General features: G+C 38.0%; 12 protein-coding genes and 1 pseudogene. 11 read left to right on the plus strand and 2 right to left on the minus strand.

Going from position 1 to position 21,727, the window contains the following annotated elements:
* Positions 1–89: 89 nt before the first annotated feature.
* The gene (locus NEOC84_RS06240; protein ID WP_166156792.1) at positions 90–1,655 is read left to right on the plus strand and encodes a protein kinase; all 1,566 of its coding nucleotides are present in this window, start codon (positions 90–92) and stop codon (positions 1,653–1,655) included.
* A 655-nt stretch (positions 1,656–2,310) separates the two neighbouring features.
* Here the strand turns inward: NEOC84_RS06240 and NEOC84_RS09975 are convergent.
* Positions 2,311–2,408: pseudogene (locus NEOC84_RS09975) on the minus strand (IS5/IS1182 family transposase); the annotation flags it as partial.
* Positions 2,409–3,218: 810 nt separating this feature from the next.
* Here NEOC84_RS09975 and NEOC84_RS06245 point away from each other — a divergent pair.
* The 9 genes from NEOC84_RS06245 to NEOC84_RS06285 all read left to right on the plus strand — a co-directional run bounded on the left by NEOC84_RS06245 (position 3,219) and on the right by NEOC84_RS06285 (position 17,706).
* Entirely contained in the window at positions 3,219–4,397 is a 1,179-nt protein-coding gene (locus NEOC84_RS06245; protein WP_166156795.1) for a hypothetical protein, read from the plus strand.
* Between the two features lie 151 nt (positions 4,398–4,548).
* On the plus strand, positions 4,549–5,592 hold the full coding sequence (locus NEOC84_RS06250; RefSeq protein WP_166156798.1) for a hypothetical protein: 1,044 nt from the start codon (positions 4,549–4,551) through the stop codon (positions 5,590–5,592).
* A 676-nt stretch (positions 5,593–6,268) separates the two neighbouring features.
* Positions 6,269–9,307 (plus strand): secretin N-terminal domain-containing protein, encoded by a 3,039-nt coding sequence (locus tag NEOC84_RS06255; RefSeq protein ID WP_166156801.1) that lies wholly within the window; start codon positions 6,269–6,271, stop codon positions 9,305–9,307.
* On the plus strand, positions 9,285–10,241 hold the full coding sequence (locus NEOC84_RS06260) for a tetratricopeptide repeat protein (RefSeq protein ID WP_166156804.1): 957 nt from the start codon (positions 9,285–9,287) through the stop codon (positions 10,239–10,241). The genes NEOC84_RS06255 and NEOC84_RS06260 overlap by 23 nt, the downstream gene beginning before the upstream one ends.
* A gap of 96 nt (positions 10,242–10,337) precedes the next feature.
* Entirely contained in the window at positions 10,338–10,643 is a 306-nt protein-coding gene (gene yidD, locus NEOC84_RS06265) for a membrane protein insertion efficiency factor YidD (RefSeq protein WP_242678217.1), read from the plus strand.
* 304 nt (positions 10,644–10,947) lie between these two features.
* Entirely contained in the window at positions 10,948–14,697 is a 3,750-nt protein-coding gene (locus NEOC84_RS06270) for a DEAD/DEAH box helicase (protein ID WP_166156810.1), read from the plus strand.
* 391 nt (positions 14,698–15,088) lie between these two features.
* Complete coding sequence (locus tag NEOC84_RS06275) at positions 15,089–16,702, plus strand: IS1634 family transposase (protein ID WP_166156813.1); 1,614 nt, start codon at positions 15,089–15,091, stop codon at positions 16,700–16,702.
* A 307-nt stretch (positions 16,703–17,009) separates the two neighbouring features.
* A complete protein-coding gene (locus NEOC84_RS06280) occupies positions 17,010–17,396 on the plus strand; it encodes a hypothetical protein (protein WP_166156816.1) in 387 nt (128 codons plus the stop codon).
* An 82-nt stretch (positions 17,397–17,478) separates the two neighbouring features.
* On the plus strand, positions 17,479–17,706 hold the full coding sequence (locus NEOC84_RS06285; RefSeq protein ID WP_166156819.1) for a hypothetical protein: 228 nt from the start codon (positions 17,479–17,481) through the stop codon (positions 17,704–17,706).
* A gap of 41 nt (positions 17,707–17,747) precedes the next feature.
* On the opposite strand, the gene NEOC84_RS06290 is transcribed toward NEOC84_RS06285, so the two are convergent.
* Positions 17,748–18,938 (minus strand): aromatic amino acid transport family protein, encoded by a 1,191-nt coding sequence (locus NEOC84_RS06290; protein ID WP_166156821.1) that lies wholly within the window; start codon positions 18,936–18,938, stop codon positions 17,748–17,750.
* A 1,008-nt stretch (positions 18,939–19,946) separates the two neighbouring features.
* On the opposite strand from NEOC84_RS06290, the gene NEOC84_RS06295 reads away from it, so the two are divergent.
* Positions 19,947–21,695, plus strand: coding sequence for a hypothetical protein (locus NEOC84_RS06295; RefSeq protein WP_166156824.1), 1,749 nt, complete (start codon positions 19,947–19,949; stop codon positions 21,693–21,695).
* Positions 21,696–21,727: the final 32 nt, after the last annotated feature.

Raw genomic sequence — 21,727 nt, forward strand, 5'->3', positions numbered from 1 at the left:
CACCCTGCACTGCAAAGGAGAAAATTTATTTTGCCTGTATAGCTCTCATAATTATTGAGAAAATAAAAATGTAGGCTTGATTCTATCTTATGACTGCTTCTGAATCTCATCAACGCTCTACCCTACCTACCGCATCCTCGGATAAGGAAAGTTTTCTCTCCCTCCCTCTTCCTAAAAAAATCGGTCCTTACAAGATTGAAGCACTTTTAGAAAAAGGAGGAATGAGCATCCTTTATTTAGGCACGCATCCTGAAACCAATGAGCCTACAACCATCAAAGTTCTTTCTCCTAAATTTGTTTCTAATCCCGAAATTGTTGAACGTTTTCTAAAAGAAGCCGAGATTATAGCCTTGGCAGACCATCCTAACATTGTCAAACTGTATGGGCAAGGTAAATGGGCTGGAGGGCTTTACATCGCCATGGAATTCATTCAAGGTATTTCATTGCGCCAATACATCTTGCAAACCCCTATATCTCTTAGAAGAGCGTTAGAAATTATTATAGATATTTCCTATGCACTTTGTCATCTTCATACCCATGGGGTTATTCACCGAGATTTAAAGCCTGAAAATATCCTAGTGACTGAATCTGATGTCATCAAAGTGATAGACTTTGGCATCGCCCAACTTCTTAAAGAATCTTCTTCTGATCTCTCTAAACAACCAAGAATGATAGGTACACCTATCTATATGAGCCCTGAACAGCAGCAGCATCCCGACTCAGTCTCTTTTCCTTCCGATATATATTCATTGGGTATCATTGCTTATGAACTTATGCTAGGTAAGCTCAGCCAGGGGCATATTCATCTTTCTTTAATGCCCAAAGGCATGCAAAAAATTCTTGTGAAAGCTTTGCAACCAGAAGTTAGGGACCGATACCAAGATATTGTAGATTTTATTGCTGCTGTATCTGGTTATCTAAATTCTGAGAGCTTTGAGAAAGATAAAATTGTTAAAGATTACTTGAGCGAACTATCAGAAAGCTTACGCCGCACTCAAGCAGTTCTAAGTCATGACAAGGCCCCCCAATGGAACGGCGTGCACGTCAAAGTTACAGCCTCTAACACCCATGCTATTGCAGGAGTGTATTACGATTTTCTCGAAATAAATCCAGGCTTGTACGGCATTGCTTTTGCTGAATCTTCCTTAAATTACTCCGATGGTATGGTGGCTTGCTCTATCTTTCGAGGCATGCTAAAAGCTCTTTACAGAAGAGTAACTGATCTTAAAGAATTAGCTGATCTCCTTAACCAACTCGTCATCGAAGATGGTTTAGATAAAAGCCTCAAATTTAATTATTTAGTTATCGATACCCAGCAAAATAAGGTACAATATTTAATTTGTGGCCATAGCTATCTATGGGCTCGACCCCATCACAAAACACCTTTTAAAGTCATTTGTGAAAATCCCCCGCTAGGCGCTGATCCACATTCACAATTCCAAATTCAGCAAGTCGATTGGAAATCTAATGACTCTTATATATTAAGTAATAGTAATCTAGAAATGTCTGAAAAGGAATTGTTGGAGATTTGGCAATCAGCAGAAAAGCTAAGCCCTCCTCTATGGATGGAAATTTTTCTACGAAGAAAAAGGGCTATGCATAAAATTTTATCGGAAAAAACAATTACCTTCATTGCTATACAATCTCTAGCCTAAATTGAGCTAAAGCTTAAAGTTTAACTTATAAAGTTTTTGCGATAATACCTTTTAAAGAAACTACATCTGCATAAACAAAAAAGAAATTAATTTTTTTCCAAGCTCCCTCTACCCACCTTGTGGCATAAATGATCTAATAGCTCGTGCCTTTAAAGCCCAGCCTTATATTACGACTAAGCTAGCATCCAGCGCTCTTTGTGCATTCCAATCTTTGCCATCTTATTTGCCCCCAAAGATTTAGCATATAATTCTTCCCGCTGATAAGATAGCTTCCTAGAGGGTAAATTTCCTCTAAAACTTCTTTTAAAGCGGTACATCGTCAATTCGGCAAGCGATCTCCTATGCTAGTTTATTTCGAAGCTGCCTGACCTCCTTGTCCCCTCCAAAGTCCTGAATGACTTTTAAAGCCTCATTTCTCTTCTTCATCCAAGGCTTGTCCGTTTCTTGGCTTAAACCTTCCTTTGCTTCTTAAAGGCATTAAAGAATTTATACCTTAACATAAGTTGATTGATAGGAAGCTTGGCTATCATAAGCGTTATCTCTATAAGCGGTTTTTAAGCTCTTTGGCAGCTTAAGAATCATCTGGTTGTCCATCAAAATCTGCTTTATTGCTCTTCGTTAACTCGCTCGGAATAATCTCATGCGATCCTTAGCAAATGCTTAAGTGAATCTTTCTCCAAGTCCTCGACTTTGCTTTGCCCTGCTGACGCAATTTCCACTCTCCTTCTTCATAGGCCTTTACCCCAAGGAATCAAAGGCTAAATCTGTTGGACGCTTTAAGGCTTGATTTTTCTATCCAAGCTTTTTAGTGCTCCTGCAGATGCATGTATAACAAGGACAGGCAGTCTTGAAGGCCAGCACAGCAATCAAAGACAAGAAAAATTCTTAGAAGAGCTCGTCGAGCAAATGATAAACGGCTTTAATCATCAACAAGCATAGGATAGCATCAGCGGAATAAATTCTTGGGTGTCTCTTCTCTTAAGCTTTTATATTTCCTCCATCCTTTAATGCCCTCATCTGAAAACCATAAAGTTATGCTTCTTCTTTGCACTCAAGCTGCGTTAGAAGCGAACCTATTACTTATGCGGTAATGAAGCTTTTTTTTTTCATCGCTTGCTTATATTTTTAGTTTAGCAAACTAAATTTTATAGCTCTTAAGCATTAAGGAGCAAACTTAGCACCTACACTTCTTATCATTTACGCAACAACGCCCTTTTCAGTAGCTTTCTGCACCCTAGCATGCTTTGAAAGACTGCCTTCAATTCAAAAAGCATCTAAATAAAAGTGGACTTTCTTTAAATAGCAGACTTTATTTATTTAAACAAAAATTAATTAACTATCAATAAATTGGTAAATAAAACATTAATTTATTTCATAATTATTAAAAACATAAATCTAATTAATAAAAATTTAATTCTGAAAATAAAAATAATTTGTATCTGGATAAAGCTTAAACTTTTAGGAAATTTTGCTTGAAATAAATGAATAAATAAAATATTGATTAAGGGTAAGCTTTTCTTTATAAAGCTTTTTACCTATCTTTAATTAAATGAAGGAGCTTGTATGATTAATTTAGATTCAAAAGAGCTATTAGAAACTGATTTTAATGCCTTAGTAAGGAAAATACTAACTCTAGAAAACCAAACCAAAAATTTTAATGAAAAAGTTGATAACCTTGCTAGAGTTATTTTAATTAAAAATGAAAGCCATGAGCAGCACTTGAAAACGCTGTGCGAACAAAATCAATTATTCATGGAAACCATTGTAAAGTTAAAGAGCGATAATATAATTCTTACGACTGAAAATAAAGACTTAAAGCAAGAAACGCAAAAATGGAAAAATAAAGCCAGCAAAACCCAAGCTGCCATGCAGCTAGCCTTACAGGCAAACGAGCAATTTGAAGAAGCTATCCAAGCTTTAACGACAGACAAGGAAAATCTTTCGCAAGAAAATGGCTCTTTGAAAGAAGATAATGCTAAATTGAGGGAAGCTAACCATGTATTTAAACAAGACAACGCTAATCTTAGATCTGAAAACCAAGTTCTTAAAGATAAGAACAAAGGCCTTACAAGTGAGAACCAGAGTTTGACCACTCAAGTGCAAGCCGCTGAGAATGGATTTCAAACCCTTACAAAAGAAAATGAGCATCTTAGGGACCTTGGAAGAAGATTAAACCAACGAATGGCCTTGCTAACTCAACAGGCACAAGAAGCCCCTACTCTTCCGCCAAAAATATTAAAATTAATGATAGAGGGGGGCTTAAAAGTAAATCCCGATACGCCCCTAACCGAAGCTATTAAACAGATCTTTGAAATTAACGATAATTTAAAGAAAAAAAATAAAGAGTTGCAAGCTACTTTAATACGTATTGAAACTACTTTGGGATTACAAAAAGGGGTAAACTGCGATTCAATTTTAAGAGCCATCAACAAAGCAATCGTTATTCCTAATAAGCTTAAAGTTCTAGGGAACAAGCTGGTTATTGCAAATCTATTAAAGAAAGATTATCAACCTGAGGATGTATTAGAAATATTAAACGGCGTTTTAAATGATTATCTAGATTTTAGAAGGCACCAACCCATGATATGCAAAGAACTAGGTATAAAAGCAACTTCTAATATTGAAACAATTTTAAAGAAAATCCAGGAAAAAAAAGATGAAAGTGGCGTTAGTGCTTACTTTAGCAGGCTGGGAAGATCCACACTCTGCCTACTTTCTTTAGGATTTGCCAAAGTGGTATAAATAGCAAGCAAACAGCTATTTCTACTATTGATTAAGAAGTTAAGCTTACTGGCCCCCTTTTCGGGGGAGTAGAATCTAAAGAACAAACTTAAGCTTCTAAAATTGTAGAACAGGTAACAAGCTTATTAAACATAAAATGAGGTTTAACAATATGGTAGTCAAAGAAGTTCCTTCAGATAATCAAGCCCTCCTTTCTTCTGAACAAACGATACAAATTAATGCAAAAATAGCTCAATTGGAGCAGGATGCAGCCATCCAGAATGTAATCGACCAACTGTTTACAATGGACATTCGACAGATGGAAGATGAACGAATTAGGCTAAGCAACATTGTGCATTTGCAACATGCAGAATTAAGTAAAGAATTCAAGCAAAGGCGCATGGAGGTAGAAGAAGTAACAGCTATATTGGATATCACCCTAGAGAAACTGACGGCCTCAAATGAAAAATCCTCTAAACTTATGCAAGCACAAGTACAGCTTAGAAAAGACTTTAAATTAATAGGGAACCAGCAAGCCGAGCTAAAAAAAGCTTTCAAACTCATCGAACAAGATCACGCCCAAATAGCAAAAGATCACGCCGAAATAGCAAAGGATCAGGTACAAATAGCTGCAGATCAAGCAGAAATAAGAAAAGAGCACCAAAAGATAAGAGGAAATTTAGAGCGCGTAGAAGAGGGTTGCGTAAATCTTAGCAAAAGTTTTGCTAGCTTAAAGATAAGCTTTAAAGAAATAAGTAAACAGCTTGATGCTATGCTAGAAGAACGCCTCCTTCCTCAACAAGATGCAGATCTAAGTGAGAAAGAGATGGAAGAAAAAGCTGCTGTTAAAAGAAATGCGATTACTAAGCAATATATGCAAGATTGGGAGGATGAAATACAACGCGAATATGAGGAAAATAAGGCATTAAATTCACAAAGCCTTCAAGAATTTGCTGAACAGCTGGAAGATTCTAGCTTGAATGCAGAAGAAATAGCTGCAAGGGGAGAAACATCTTTCCTCTCCACCGCCCAGCAAACGCAAGAAAGTGAAGTCTTAAAAAGTCCCGGATGGTTGGGTGCATTAAAGCATAAGATGGGAACATGGAAACATACTGCTTTAAAGGTTACAGAATTTTTTACACGCTCAGCCTGCTTGGCTACTATAGTTTCAGTTAGCTTAACTAGCCTTTTTGCTATAACGGCTACCTTGGTATAATGGCATGAAAAAAGGCAAAGCTTTCTTTGCCTTTTCTCAAACTTTTGATGGAGGCTTAAATTGCTAAACTTTGTCACTCGCCATCCTACTATACTTCTTAAGCTTTCTTTCCTAGGAAAAGCTTTAAAGAATCTTTTCCTGCCTAAAAAATGCGAAGGATAAGAAGAAGCTGTTTTTGTTTCTTCAATAACCTCAAATCCTAAAGTATAAAGGTAATTTAGCCAAATACTTCTCCCTATGGAGAGGATTAAAAACACCCACCTACATTTGTCCGATTCTAGCTTGCAAAGCTTATAAAGACGCTTAAAGCTAACATTACCTTTAGTTTTTGTCTAGGGCTATCCGCCTATTAAGCCTGCTTCTTTTGTCCCTGCCGTGAAAGCCTCTACTTTAAAAAAACCCATTCTTGGACCTCTTGTAATGCTCTTTATAATCCCTTTCGTATGCCTTAGCGTTCTTCCTAATAGTTTCTTTCATAGAAATCTTTACTCATCCACTATCTTTTGCATAAGCATGGAAAAAATTACCTTTCCTCTGATTTTCATGACCTTATAGCTAGTAAAGAGGTTGGTGGATGATCAAATAGCTTAATCAAAAAATTAATTATAAAATTGCATTAAATCAATCGAGACTTTATGATCCTGACTTTTTAGTATGACATAACCCCCTACTCTACATGAAAAAATATTATACCTATCCTAAAGCTTTATCGTTAGCTATCTTCATCTTAACCTCATGCTTTTGTTACACCTATATAAAAGCTGAACACTCTGTGCCGTCAACCCTTCCCTATGGTGGTGATGAAACATTAGATAATAAGGAAATACCAGCCGCTTTACCGCCTCTGGATACTTCTCCCCCAGATTCTTCATCTACTCAAGAGAAAAAGGAATCGCCAGAAATTGGCCGCTTTTTCTATCCTAAACTTTTTACTTATCCCCAACCTCATACCGCTGATACTCTATCTGAACTGGTACAGCCTACCGATTCTCCTAACACAGCCAACCAAGCAGCGTCCGAACTATTGCCTACTCTTCCACAGCCTGCAGAAGCTCAACCTGCTTCTTTACAGCCCCCAACTATTTCTCCACCTCAGCTTTCTACTACTTCTGAATCTTCCTCTTTCCCGCAAGTCCACCCTTCTTTGACAACTTCTTCGAGTTCTACTGACCTTCCTTCTATGCTTAATCCTACTTCCGCAGCAGAACATAAGCCTACGGCTTCCTCGCCAACCATGGATAACTCTGCATCTCATCACTCAATAGATTTTAATGCTCCTATTCCACCTACTTTTACCCCAGATTCCTCATCATCCCAAACACCATCCTTATTTCCATCTTCTTCTGCCCCCTTATTTCAACCCTCAGCGTCTTCCAAGGCCAACCAAGATACTATTCCTACGAACTCTAATATTGGCACCCACTCCTCTTCTCCATCAAATTTTAAACCTCTTGCGGCTAGCCATGCAAATACCAATGAACCCCCTAAAACTATCCTCATTAATTTCAATAATGTCGCTATTACAGAATATATTCGTTTCATCAGCCGCATTTCTAATAAGAATTTTGTATTCGATGAAAACGATTTACAATTCACTGTTACCATAGTCTCAGAAGAACCTACCACTATTGATAATATTATGACAGCTCTCCTGCAAGAGCTGCGTATCCATGGCCTAGAATTGATCGAACAAGAGAACACCATTATTATTCATCGTAATAGTAAAGTGGCCGGTATCTCCAAGGTGGTGACTGAGGATGGAAGCATCGATCAAAGGCAGAATTTTGATATTATAACTAAGGTTTTTAGGCTAAACACGTTAGAAGCAGAACGTGCTGCTGTGATTTTAAAACCCATGATTTCTGCTAACGCTTTAGTGGAAGTACTTAAAGAAACTAATCATCTAATAATCACAGATTTGTCTTCGAATATTAGAGAAATCAGCGCTTTACTTAATAGCTTGGACAGCCCACAAAGTGGACTAGTTATCGGCCAATATGTTGTGCGTTCTCAATCGGCAGACGCACTTATTGCACTGGCAGCACGGATTATCCAACCAATTGCACAAGATCAAAAAATCAACTTCATTTCTCATAAAGCTGCTAATAGTATTTTTATCGTAGGAAGTCCTTATCTCGTAGAACGCACTCTATCTATTTTGAAATATCTTGATCAGACAGGGGCTACAACCCAAATAATTAATCCTAGAGATCTTAATTTTGGTACAAAACAGCAGGCAGGTCAATGGATTTTGGACAAAAATGGCAACTGGCAATTTATTCCTGAAGCAGCTGTTAATGGTAGTGGTCCTCCCAAAGGTAATTGGAAAATTGATGAACAAGGTAACTGGTACTTTGAGCCCGGTGAACCTATTCCTAATGGAAAAGGACCTGATGGTAAGTGGGTTTTAGATAAAGATGGTAACTGGGTTTTTCAGCTCAATCCTGGCAAACCTATTTCACCCCAAAAAGTTCAGCGTAAAGAAAGAATTGATGCTGAACTACCTGTAGGCCACATTGAAAGAACTCAATTTTCTATTTATAAGTTGCAATACCGTAAAGGCGAGCAAATTGCTAAGGCCCTAGCTAGAATTGCTGAAAGCCTCACAGCCTCAGGAGCTGGCACCAATACTGACCTCTTAGCTTCTATTAATAGCGTTCAATGGATTGAATCCTCGAACTCACTTATATTTACAGGAACAAGCGATGCTATTGATAAGATGAGAGAGCTCTTAGGCGATATTGATGTTCCTCTTCGTCAGGTTCTGCTGGAGATGCTTATTTTAGAAACAGACATCACTGACTCCTTAAACTTCTCTACTAATGTAGCTTCCAACTTTGGTGGGGGCAATACTTCTGGTGCGGAAGCTTTCTTATCGGGAGCCTCTACTCTACCGGCGGGAATGGCTTCATCAGGACTTGGTTTAATTCCTAATGCTGCAGCCCAAGCTACAAGTGTAAGCGGTTTTGTACTAGGAGTTATTGGACAGACCATCACTCATAATGGAAAAGAATATGCAACCTTAGGAGGTCTTGTAAAAGCTTTAACCCAAAGGTCTATGTCGCGCATTATCATGAACCCTAAAATTCTTACGGAAGATAACTCACCCGCAGAAGTTTTTGTAGGCCTCAACACGCAGTTTCCCACACAATCTATTGCTAACAACTTAGGTACTATTTTAACACAAAATTTTGAGTTTCGAGATGTCGGCACTAATCTAAAGGTTACCCCTATCATTGGCAGTAATGATATTGTTACTTTAGAGATTCAAGAAGAAGTTAGCTCCATTGTTTCTGGAGGAATTTCGAGCAGCTCAACTGCAACTAGCCAGATAGTGGGACCTACTACTAAAATTAACAGGACGACAACAAAAGTACATGTTCCCAACAAATTTTTCTTAATCTTAAGTGGAATGGTAAGCGATACGGACGAAAGAAACCGTACCCAAGTTCCCTGCCTAGGATCCATTCCTGTGTTAGGAGCAGCTTTTAGTGATAAGCAAGTTAAAAATACAAAGCAAAATTTAATGATTTTTATTCATCCCATCATCTTAGATACTGAAGAAGAAATTGACAACATCACTAGACATCAACAAAATGTCTATCGGGTCAAAAGCCGGCGCCCTAAGGAATGGATTTGTGAAACTGATGAAGCGATGGATTTCTTTAATATTATTAATACAGAAAATTCAGATGGCAGTGAAGATCGTTACTAATCTATTTTTAGGTTCACTATGTCTAGGCTTAGTAGCTTGTTCTTTTAAAGAAGCTGATGAACTTGAACCAAATATTCAATTTGCTACACCTGTGCATGTTGTAGAAAATCTTCCCTCCGCTTTTCCGGATTTAACTCCGGAAGAGCTAAGAGAAGATTGGGCCAAAGAACTTCTTATTGCTAACAAGTTTGCTCGAGAAAATGACCTTTATCGCGCTATTACTAGCTATAAACGTGCTTTGATTCTTATTCCTTCCAATCAACTCCATCGAAAACAGCAGATAGAGTATGATATTATTTTAAGCTATTATTTAGGTGAAAAATATCAAGAGGCCGTAGAGACTTTTGAAGCTAGTAGCTTGACTAATATCTCAACTCAATTTCTAGCTTTTGAGAATCTTCTTCAAATTCTTTATGATGCATATTCAAGAGCGGGCCAGCTAGCTAAAGCTGAAAAAGTTTTTGCTCTCCTCGAAAAAGTTCGCCCTAAAGTCGCAGAGAATTTTCAACATGCTGAGGATGTACTTCATGCCAACTTCTCGGCTCTTCACAATCCCTGCCTAGGCTCTAATGAGAATTTATCCTATTTCCTAACTACTTATAATCAACATGCGAAGTCTGTAAGACATGCTAAGACACTTAATGCTCTGCTTCCGGGAGCGGGTTATTATTATTTGGGACAAAAGAATACAGCCATTACTGCCTTCTTAGTAAATTCTCTTTTTATCGCTACCGCTTACTACTTCTTTGATCATGGGAATTGGGCCGCAGGAGCCATTGCTACAAGCCTTGAAATGGGATGGTATATAGGAGGAATTAATGGTGCCGGCCTAGGAGCAAAAGAATTTAATGAACATTTATACAAAACAGTGGCTAAAGACTATATGATCAAGAATCATCTTTTTCCTGTATTAACTTTTCAAACTTCCTTCTAAATGCCTATACGTATAATCCTCAACCTCTTCACTCTCTATTCTCTTTTTTTATTCTCTTTTTGCCTTGAGGCAGAGCCTTGGGGGAAAGATGCCGATTTGGCCCGCACTAAGCCCGCTCCTTTGCAAGAGCAGCCTTATTACTGTACCACCCCCCTGATGGGCTCTTTGGCCGAAAGCCTCATTGGCTTTCATCAAACAATAATTACACCGATTGATGGCCCTCGCAGTAACTATTTACCTAGCAGTTCACAATACACACTGGATGCTATGCGCAAGTATGGTTTTTTCGTCGGCTTTAGCATGGGCTGTGATCGGTTAATGCGTGAAAATGATGATCCATGGATTTACCCTAAAGTTACTGACCGACAAGGTTATCTTTTAAAATACAATCCCGTCCCATAATTCTTTAGAAACCTAATCTCTCGCCAGCACTTGCTCAATACCCTTTTTGGCAAAGAGAGCTCTATCTATAAGCTGTTATTCGCACTAAAACATAAAAAATGTTATACTGACTATTTTTTAACTTATCCATTCCCCATTAGTATGCTGAATCGCCTTAATTATGTATTTCCTCTAGTGGTCTGCCTGCCTTTTTTAGAGAAGTATAGAAAAATTAATGCTCGGCTAATTTTTTTATTAAACCTGCGTAATAGGACTAGCTGTCTACTTTCCATAGCTACTACTTCTTCTTTGTTAGGTATTTGATATGCCACTACCTAGTGTTTTTAAACCCTTTCACGAGAAAGGAGAGAAGCTTTTACGAACAGGAAAAGTTAAAGAAGTAGAGTTTTCAGGGGAAACCTATCAAGTTAAAGTAATGGATGAAAAAAATCCTCAAGGCGTGTGGTCCTTCCTTCAATTTGATAAGGTTAACCGTTTAAAGGATGCTTTTTGTTCCTGTGCGGAAAGCGAGGAAGTGGCCGCCTGCCCTCATTTAGCTGCAGCTTATTTATATATTTTTAACAAGAGCCGCCAGCCTCTTCATAAGCGCTTCGAAAAGTCTCTTTGGAATAAGCTGTGCTATCTTTGTGCTGAACAGATGAAATTTGAGGAAGTAAAGTTTAGGCCTTCTTCCAAGGGGATTTATACCATTTATGCCAATCGCCAACAAATTTTTTTAGTCCATAGCACTACAAAAGCTACTGCCGATCAATTAAAACATCTACTTTTTAATCGCTATAAAGAGACGGAGGAAACTTCTTTAAAATTTTCCAATCTATCGCCAGAAGAGATTCGTCGCTGGAAAGAAGGTCGTCCTAGCCCTATGCTAAGCTATGCACTCTCTTTTTGGAATGACTTGGCAAAGTGGCTGATGTCTTTGCAAGAAGCTGAGGAAACCTATCAAATAGATTTTAGTTATACGCCTCAAGGTATCCCTAATTACATCAGTGTAAAATTTCCTACTCTCCATTGCAAATTTTATATTCCCCAAACGCATTTACCTTCGATTATCCCTGCGTTAGCTACCGTTCATTCACCTTTGCGTTTGTATCCATTAAAAGCTGACCCTAATATTAAAATAACTTATGATAAAGCACATGCTTGCTTTCTAATTGACTCGAATAAAATCCCTCCCCCTATTGCCAGGTCCCCCTCTCTTTTTCAAAGCTTTCAATTTGGAAGCTGGTTACTAGTACCTTTTAAAGGATTTTATCCTTTAAATCCTTTAGGCTTGTTAAGCTCTAAAGTGATTAGCCAAGCTCATCTAGCACAAGTACTTGATGAAAATTTAGCTTTCATCAAGGAACATCTACAAGGTTGTGTCATTCATGAGGGGATCTTTAAAGTTTCCTATGCAATTGCTTTTGATGAACAATGGAACCTTCATATTCAGGGTTACGTTCACTGCCCTGGAGATCTTAGCAAACCCATGTCCCAGCTTTTTGATTCATGGGCTTATCTAGAAGAGGAGGGCTTTTACAAGTTAGAAGGCTTGCGATTTAAAGAAGCGAAAACCCTAGTTTCTGCCGAAAAAGTGGGAGAATTTGTCCAGCAGCATCGTACGTGGCTAAACACTCATAAGGGATTTGAAACACACGTCGCGAGCTTAGAGGCATTACTAAACTATAAAATGGACAAAGAAAAAGGATTGCTTTCTTTTCAACGTACAGTAGCTACCCACGAGCAAACTTTGAAAAGCAAGGATTTTGGCCCTTGGATTTACATCGAAACCCAAGGGTTTTATGCTAAAAATACTCTGCCTGTAAGCCTTCCCTTACGCCCTGGGTCTTTCTTAAATCCTGATCAAATTCCTATGTTTATCAGAGATAACCGCGAGGAGCTAAAAGTTGTTCCGGGCTTTTTTAGTGAAAAGCAACCTATTGTCCATGCAGGAATAGTGATAAAATTAGCTAAAGACGAACATATCCTTGTTATTCCTACCTATGATCTATTGCCAGAATACACCCTTGAAGAAGTTTATTTTTTTGACGAATTTACTTATGTAGAGGGGGAAGGCTTTGCTGAACTCCCTTTAACTTGTCGCTTACCCCTCGCTTATCAAAAGGTAGTGGAAATAAAACCTGAGCATCATCTATTTTTTTTAGAGCATGAGCTCAAAAACTTAAAGCCGTTTATAAAGAGCCTTGATCCACGCCTTGAACCTCCCAAAGAGCTTGAGCTTACCGCAAGCGCTATCTCTAAATCAGATTTTAATACACGCGGGTGGTACACGGTTAACTTAGAGTACACCTCCACAGAGGGTGCTGTTCCTATTGCAGAGCTATGGACAGCTTCAAAAAAAAATCAGCGCTTTAAATTTACAGAAGCCGGGTTAATTGATTTTGAAGACAAACGCTATGATTGGTTGAAGCTTCTTGCAAAAAAACGCTTAGATAAACGTCATAATCTCCTCACCCTTTCTACGATTGAACTGATTCGTTTGAATGCCTTAGATCCTATAAAAGAAGGAAAAAAAGAAAAAAATTACAATCACTCCTCTTCTTTCAATCTTCTAAAAGAGCTTATAGAATTTAAAATTCCTGCCGAACCTAATACATTAGGTCTAAGTTGTGACCTAAGGTCCTATCAACAAAAGGGTCTTCATTGGCTATGGTTTCTTTATCAGCAAGGGCTGTCAGGACTACTTTGCGACGATATGGGACTAGGTAAAACCCACCAAGCGATGGCCTTAATCGCATCTATTATCAATCATGGCGAAAAGCAAAAACAAAAGGGTAACAGCTATTTTTTAATCATCTGCCCCACCTCCGTTATTTACCATTGGCAAGATAAGCTTGCGCAGTACTTGCCTAAATTACGTGTTTCTACCTTTTACGGGGCTCATCGCAGCCTGGATGAATTTCAGCAGCATTATGATATTCTCTTAACTTCTTATGGTGTGTGGCGGATTGAACACCAATTGCTTTCTAAGATATCCTTTGAATTAGCAATTTTTGATGAAATTCAAATTGCAAAAAACTATAGGAGCCGCCTTTATGCCACGTTAGCCCACGTTAATGCCCACATGCGCCTTGGGCTCACAGGTACTCCTATAGAAAATCATCTACGTGAGTTAAAATCTTTATTTGATTTAGTTTTACCTACTTATATGCCTGGTGAAAAAGATTACCGCGAGTATTTTGTTAAACCTATCGATAAAAAGCAGGATTTAAAGCGTAAAGCTCTCTTATCACGATTGATAAATCCCTTCGTGCTACGACGGAAAAAAGAAAATGTTCTTAACGATCTACCCGAAAAAACTGAAGAGATCTCCCATTGCGGATTAACAGAATCTCAAGCTATTCTCTACAATAATGTTGTGGAACAATCGAGACAGGTGGTGCTGGATAAACTTACCCAGAGAAGTCAGCCTATCCCTTACCTACATATATTTGCTATTCTTTCATATTTAAAACAAATCTGCGATCATCCGGCCTGCTATTTAAAAACCCCCTCTGAATATAAGCTTTACCAAGCTGGCAAATGGGATCTTTTCATCGAGCTATTGAAAGAAGCCCGTGAAAGCCACCAAAAGGTTGTTGTATTCTCTCAATATCTGAACATGCTGGATATCATTCAAAAATATCTAGAAGAGCGTCACATTGGCTTTGCTGCTATTCGGGGTTCAACGATTAACCGAGGAGAACAGCTTAAGCGCTTTAATGAAGACCCGCAATGCGAGGTTTTTTTAGGTTCTTTGCAAGCTGCAGGATTAGGAGTAGAGCTAACCGCTGCCTCTGTTGTTATCCATTATGATCGCTGGTGGAATGCCGCCCGGGAAAATCAGGCGACAGACCGCGTTCATCGTAGTGGCCAAACTAGAGGAGTTCAAGTTTTCAAATTGGTGACCAAAGGCACTTTTGAAGAAAAAATTGACAGGATGATTACTAGAAAAGGAAAACTCATGGAAGATATTGTAGGAGTGGATGATCATCGGCTTTTAAAACAATTTAACCACGATGAAATTATAGAGCTTCTTCAAAATGTTACTCCTACCTCTTTGCAAGAAAATTAAATTTCTTCTAAAGAAAAATAGAAGAATGGGCTTTTTTAAATGTACAGGTAGTACCCGTAACTTAAAGTTTTCTTGCTTCTTTTAGCTTTCTTCAACATCTTTTACTTTAAAAAAGCCTGAAAAGGCCAGCAAATGAACCCTTGCTCTTCTATCACTCTTGCACAAGTGCCTAGTGAAATCCTAGTTCCTATTTTAAGGGCTTGCCGTAACTTTAGCTAAGCATTACCTTAAGGGCAGTGAAAAAGAAGCCAAAGTCTTTATTAACCCACATTCCGCAGGTTAAAACAATGGTTGGATAATTTTTTTATTATTTTGGTAAATTGACTTAAGTTTTTTTCAAGAAAAAACTAAGCTTGTTCCTCTCAAAGCAAAGAAAGAGAGGATATAAGCGATGGAAGAGTATAGTAGCAAAGATCTTGACCACTTAGGGATTGTTTCTGCCATGTGCGACGAGATCAATTTAGTGAGCATGATAGATCAGCTCATTCCCCCCGATCCCCGAGCTATTATAACAACAGGAGAATGCATCAAATTAATGGTCATCAATGGGTTAGGTTTTACTTCACGTCCGTTATATTTAGAAGCACAATTTTACGCAAGTAAACCTGTGGAACGATTATTAGGAAGAGCGTGTAGATCTGAAAATATATCGGATGATCGTTTAGGTAGAGCTTTAGATTGCTGCTACGAATATGGATGTGATGCTATCTTTTCAGCCATTGCCTTGCAAGCTTGCTCAAAATTTAATGTTAATAAAAAATTTCAGCATTTAGATACGACAAGTATGTCTGTTCAAGGGCAATATTCCTCGGGGGAGCAAGTTCCTATCATTACGTTTGGACATTCAAAAGACTATCGGCCTGATCTTAAAAAATTTATGATTTCTTTAATCTGCAGCCAAGATGGAGATGTTCCTTTATTAGCCCAAGCGCTTGCAGGTAATACCTCGGATAAAAGCCATTTTAGGAAAACTTTAAAAGAGCTTAAATCCCAAATTAAAGATAGATCCAAACCTCATTATTTCGTTGCCGATAGTGCTATGTATACCACTGACACCCTAAAAGATATTTCCAATGGTATGAAATGGGTAACTCGCGTTCCAGAACAAATAGGAGCAGCCTATGAGCTTGTATCTAGTTTTTCTAAAGAGGAAATGGAAAAGCTGTCTGCCGATTACTGGGCCGTTGAATTAGGTTCTATCTATGCAGGAATTCCTCAACGGTGGCTTTTAGTCTATTCTGAACAAGCTTTTATAAGGGAAAAGAAAACCTTAGATAGGCAAATAGAAAAAGAGCTGCAAGCAAAAGTCAAAGAATTAAAGCAACTTGCCTCAAAAGCTTTTGATTGCGAAAAAGATGCTAAAGCAGCCTTGAAAGCTTTTGAAAAAAAGCTTAAATATCATCGTCTAGACAAAATAAATACTATACAAAAACGGATCAAGCAAGAACCTGGCAGGCCTAAAAAAGAGCAAGCTTTATCGATCCAGTATAGAATGGAGGCAGCCTTAGCAAAAGATGAGCAAAAAATTTCCAATAGTTTACAAAGAAAAGGAAAATTTATCCTAGCCACTAATGAGCTGAATGCCGAGCTTCTTTCAAATGAGGATCTGCTAGACAATTATAAAGGCCAGCAATCGGTGGAAAGAGGCTTCCGCTTTCTAAAAGACCCATTATTCATGGCTTCGTCGGTATTCCTTAAAAATGAACAAAGGATTATAGCTTTAGCCATGATCATGTGTCTTTGCTTGCTAGTTTATACCCTTACTCAGCGCCATTTACGTCAACAATTAGAAAAGCTGTCTACCTCTATTCCTAATCAATTAGGAAAACCTACAAAGACGCCTACCATGCGCTGGATTTTCCAAGTTTTTGAAGGTGTACATCTCTTAATCAAACGTACTCCTGAGGGTATAAAAGAGTTAATCCTTAATTTAAATCCTAATATGAAACACATTTTACAAGTTTTAGGGCCTCCTTTTCAGAAATTATATGCTAACGGTAATTAACTTGCGGAATGTGGGTTTTAAAGCTTTTTTAAGAAAAAAAGCGCAGCAGGCCCCTAAAGTTCTTAGAATATTAAGTCAATAAGCTCTCCCTTAAGGGTTTATTAAAAAGCTTAAGCCTTGGATTTCTAGGAAAATTTAGCAGCTATGGCTAGTACTTGCAAGGTACAAAGTAATCCTATCTCAAAAGCAGCTTTAGCAGAAAAACAGGAAACATAAGTGGATTTGATTAACAGTCTAGAGATTAATTTATAAAAACTTTTTAGTTGGTGTCTTAAGAACTTGAATAGCTAATAAACCGGGAGATTGTATGTACAAAAGATATGGCTTTCTTATTGCTTTTTTCTCTCTATCTATGGGTATTTCTTCTACTTTACAAGCTGATGAGCCTCAAAAATTGAAAGACAATTTGCTGATAGCTCAAGGAAAGCATGGGGGTAGGAATGGGCACCATAAAGGTGGACGCCATGATAGGGATGAAAAACATCATGATCATAGGCATGGAGGAGGAAATAATTATTATTACTATGGCGGATTAGGAATTGGGCTGGGCTTTGGAGCCTCCTATCCCTATTACTATGACTATTATAGAGGGCCTTCCTCATCCTATTATTACCCCTCTAGCTATTCGATTTATCTCAATCCAAGCTATCCTGCTCCCTATGAGAGACGTCTTGAAAGCCGTTTTTCCTATTAAAAAGAACGATAATCGTCGTTCTTGGAATTAATAAGAGTAGCAAAAATCAACTAGAAAGCCATCTTAATTTAAAAAGGGCTAAATGAAAAATAGAAGATTAGTTTATCTATTATCCTTCCTTTCTTTTTTTATTCCTTATCCTTCGGAAGCGTATGACCGCATAGGCAAAAATTTAAAAATCTATTCCTACACTCAACCACGGCGCCCAAGGCGCCATGGGCGCCAGCCTACTGCTCGCACTCCTCCTTATGATCCCTCTAAACTTACGCCTCAGCGCTCTTACCGCTATCCCTCTTCTCATCATCCTTAAAAGTTAAGGAAAGCATTTAAAAAAATGCTAATATCTAGCTTTCATTTTATAAACTTAATATAGCTTTCACAGGCTATTTCAAATAGGACAAACATAAAGAGAAAAACCAAAGCTATACGCCCACCCGGAAAAATATACGCTCCTTTAAATCCACGCACATACCGTCCTACCCACACCATTAAGACAGGTAATAAGCCCAACAAAAGAGCACAACCATATCCTCCGGCATAATCTAAGGCTTCTAAAAAAATATGAGGATGGCTATAGGAAATCAATAGAGGGGGAACAAAAATAGCTAAGCAAATAAAGAGTTTATTTGCGCTGTTCTTTTTTAATTGCAATCCATCGGCAAGAAAATCTAGCAATCCTAAAGTCACCCCAAAAAATGAAGTTACTAAAGCAAAAAAAGCGAAAAATTGGCCAATGATATAGACAGCAGGAGTGCCTAAAAAATGCTTAAGCGGAACTACAGCATTTTCTCCTTTTTGTAGGGTCTCTATTAATCCTCCTGAGCCGAAAGTCGGCACAATACCTTGAATTAACCACTGCCAAATCATATAAGTTATCAAGGGAATAAAACTACCTATCAAAATAGCTAAGCGTGTTAAACGTATATCGCTATGCATATATTGCACTAAAGTAGGGATAATTCCTTGGTAGGCAAATGCAGTAAAAGCAATAGGCAAACCTACAACGGCTAGGGACCAGTCTTGATAGAATAGATGTTGGGAGTTTACATGGGGAGCTCCTAGCATCACAAAAGCAGCATAAAACATAGCTAATCCACCCATGAGCATGATATTTAAATGGCTAATTACTTGAGCGCCAGCATAAACAAAAGGGCTAAATAAAAGCACGAACAGCAAAGAGCCATAATGAGCAGGAACAATATTGACTAAGAGCTGAGAAACCAGATTTCCACACCCTACTATATAAGCTAAATTGAGGCAGTAAAATAAAAATAGATAAATGATCCATGCTGCCCATTTGCCTAAACTTCCCAAAGTAGTGTAGGCCATAGTCACAATATTAGCTTCCCCCTTCATCCAAGTAGAAACTTCAAGGAATAATAAGCCAGTACAGGCCATGAAAACCCAACAAAAAAAATAAGTAAGTAAAGAGGGAACGAAGCCGCCTAAGCTTGTGGCTACGGGTAGAGCAAGCATTCCCCCTCCGATAGAGGTTCCTGCTACTAATAAGGCGCCTTTAAGTAAACTTGCAGTATTGTTCATGGGCTCATCTTCTTAAATAAGTTAAATTAGGTGCGAGTATAGAGAGGAACTTTCAAAAATTCAAGATAGAAGCCATAAAAGCAATAATTCCTAAGAAATATACAATTGAATGAAATTTTATATTTTTAGAAGGTATTTCATATGAACTCTAGGAAAATTTTTTTCATTTGACGGATTGAAAGCATAGCGGAGGCTATAAAAAAAGTTAATGTTAAATAACGAAGCGCTATATGTAGATACTAGCTTGTGTAGCTTGTCGCCTTCTAGCCTTCCCTGCCCCAATTTTTCTTTAGAAACTCTAAAGCATTCCTTTCTTGCCCGGACGTTGCCCCCAGCTTTGGCCCTATCGCATAGAAGGGCCTCACCAGGACAATAAGCTAGATCGCAAGTGCCTTTTATGCTCCGCTTTACAAAAAGCTAATGTAACCACCGGTTATCTTAACTTTATTTTTCGTCGGTCTCTTTTACGATACTGTTCACCTTTTATCTTTTTTCCTTTGATAAACTCTATTCCTTTAGCGTTAAAATCAACAACCCAGCTAGAGAAAATAAAGAAAACAAGCCTGGCATATTCTATCTATTTTTCCTCCTTAAAACCTAAAGAGTACTCTATTAATCTCTTAATAAGGAAAATGCTTTTTTTGCTTTCCTTCGCTATAGATCTTAAAAATACATTTTTTCTTAGGTTATCTTATCCCCCCTTAAGATCTTTGCATACGCTAGGATCTTCCATTGGCTACTCGCCTCATAAGAGGTGATTAAATTGGCTAATAAAGTAGCTAGATTAATATTTAACCCTCCTTAAGCTCTTTTTCCTACTCCTCATTAAGCAACTTTTTCTCTCCTTTAAAGCGTGGAAGCTTAAGGGGAATTGATCATCTTTAGACCTCTTTTAACCTTCTTCTTTCGAAGAGCATTTTCTCTCTCCTCAAGCAATTGGCATGAAAATTGCACTACCTAGAGCGAATCACTAAAAATCTAATTCCATATAAGAAAAAGGAGCGTCTGATGAATAATCCTATAGGTCCTAATTCTTCTTCATCTTCTGAGTTTTTACAGATAAAGAACTTAAAAAGGGCTAGAGAAGATGAAGAGAAAGGAGAAGAGAAACAATTAAACAAAAGAGTAACTACACTTTTTGTAAATCGAGTTAAGGAAGAAATTGAAGCAAATCCGCAGTTTAAAGCTCATCTTTATACTTACCTGAGAATGGAAGAAGGGGATAAAGATTCTTTGGCAATTTTTCATTTTGCTAAAGAAATTTTTTCTTTGCAACTCAGACCTGCAGGTCCTTTAGATAGCAACCCTGCCACTAACCGTCAAGTTGTCCTCAATGTCCATGAACTCATTCCTAGCTTAACCAGGACGGCCAGGCAAGAGGATTGGCTTAAATTTTCTCATCTTCAACAGCTGATAAAGGAGATGGATAGGTATAATAATGGACAAGAGGGCACCCCAGCTAGTGAATTATCCTCTGCCGTGAAGATGCATGCTGAAGCACGGTTACTACTTTTTTTTCATCTATCGGTAACTTTCTTTCAATCGCGAAGTCACATTGAAACCCATGGAGCAAAATTTCAACTCCATCAGGGTTCTGAGAGGCATGGTACAGAGGCTTGCCATCATTCATTGTTTCCAGAAATTAAGGACAATTACTTAGAAAAATTAAAGCGAGAAGTCCTTGTAGCTGCGCGCCAAGAAAGAGAGGAAAAAGAAAATATTTCTTCTCCTTTAATCTTAAAATTATTGGCTCTTGGCATCCCTGGAGAAGATCTTCAAGAAACTTTAAAGCAAATTATAGATAAGAAGGTAGGAGCAGAGGAAGCCGTTAACAAATTATGGAGCAAATTTTTTCCCGAGCCTCTTTCCCGTTCCTTATTCAATGAACAAAGTAAATTTTACTATTTAAATAATCATACCATAATAGCTCCCGCTACCCTTAACAGAGTAGATGATATCATTGAAAGAAATGTTCGTAATTTTGCCAGAGAACAATTACGACTGGTTTCATCAGGAACAAGCTTGACGCCGATAGCGGCTACAGTGCATGTAGGTAGAGAAATTGAAAGAGAATTGGTTCAAAGCTTAATGCAGACCGATGAAAAACTCAACACGCTTAAAGATTTAGAACAAAGCATGCAAGCATTTAATAAGCTCCTTTGGGATAATAATCTCTACTTAACAACTAAAGCGGGAGCTTCTCTGGACGAAAAGTTTAAGAATCTTGAAAACATAAATAATTTTTTAGCTCTACTTATCCCTGAGTTATTAGATAGCATTTCTACCTTAAATGATTCTCACTCTCTTCCCCTTGTCATTCCTAATTTAGAAGACATGAAAGGATTGCTTGCAAGTTTTCCGCAGGATTTCCAAGCATTCAGAAATAAATATGAAGTCTATCAACAGCAACAAAAAGAAATTTATGGACCGATAGACGAAAAAATTCAGCGTCTTGAAAGCGCCATACATCAGAAAGAAGAGGTCACTAGAAAATTTGTTAACAAGCTGAAGGAATATGAACTTACCACGCAGGAGGATTGGATTCTTTCAATGGACCCAACTTCACCACATTTTCCGGGAATAGAAAAAAAGCATAAAAGCTATCAAAAAATGTCTGAGGAGCTGGGGAAAGTTCGGGAAAAATTAAAAAAAGATAAGGAAAGCCTTTCAGCTTTACAGGAGAAAAGAGCTGCACTAAGAGCTCCAGACGATCGACTCATACAAGCAGAATTTAGAAACCGTTTAGCCTACATATAAACATATTTCGGCTCTTCAATTTCTTCCCCCAT

This window comes from Neochlamydia sp. AcF84, assembly GCF_011087585.1.
Lineage (GTDB): Bacteria > Chlamydiota > Chlamydiia > Chlamydiales > Parachlamydiaceae > Neochlamydia.

Excerpts from the sequence above, each read along its gene's own strand:
- NEOC84_RS06250 (WP_166156798.1), top strand. The coding sequence starts at position 4,549 with ATGGTAGTCAAAGAAGTTCCTTCAGATAATCAAGCCCTCCTTTCTTCT.
- NEOC84_RS06275 (WP_166156813.1), top strand. The coding sequence starts at position 15,089 with ATGGAAGAGTATAGTAGCAAAGATCTTGACCACTTAGGGATTGTTTCT.
- NEOC84_RS06270 (WP_166156810.1), top strand. The coding sequence starts at position 10,948 with ATGCCACTACCTAGTGTTTTTAAACCCTTTCACGAGAAAGGAGAGAAG.
- NEOC84_RS06280 (WP_166156816.1), top strand. The coding sequence starts at position 17,010 with ATGTACAAAAGATATGGCTTTCTTATTGCTTTTTTCTCTCTATCTATG.
- NEOC84_RS06255 (WP_166156801.1), top strand. The coding sequence starts at position 6,269 with ATGAAAAAATATTATACCTATCCTAAAGCTTTATCGTTAGCTATCTTC.
- NEOC84_RS06290 (WP_166156821.1), bottom strand. The coding sequence starts at position 18,938 with ATGAACAATACTGCAAGTTTACTTAAAGGCGCCTTATTAGTAGCAGGA.
- NEOC84_RS06260 (WP_166156804.1), top strand. The coding sequence starts at position 9,285 with ATGGCAGTGAAGATCGTTACTAATCTATTTTTAGGTTCACTATGTCTA.
- NEOC84_RS06285 (WP_166156819.1), top strand. The coding sequence starts at position 17,479 with ATGAAAAATAGAAGATTAGTTTATCTATTATCCTTCCTTTCTTTTTTT.
- NEOC84_RS06245 (WP_166156795.1), top strand. The coding sequence starts at position 3,219 with ATGATTAATTTAGATTCAAAAGAGCTATTAGAAACTGATTTTAATGCC.
- NEOC84_RS06295 (WP_166156824.1), top strand. The coding sequence starts at position 19,947 with ATGAATAATCCTATAGGTCCTAATTCTTCTTCATCTTCTGAGTTTTTA.
- NEOC84_RS06240 (WP_166156792.1), top strand. The coding sequence starts at position 90 with ATGACTGCTTCTGAATCTCATCAACGCTCTACCCTACCTACCGCATCC.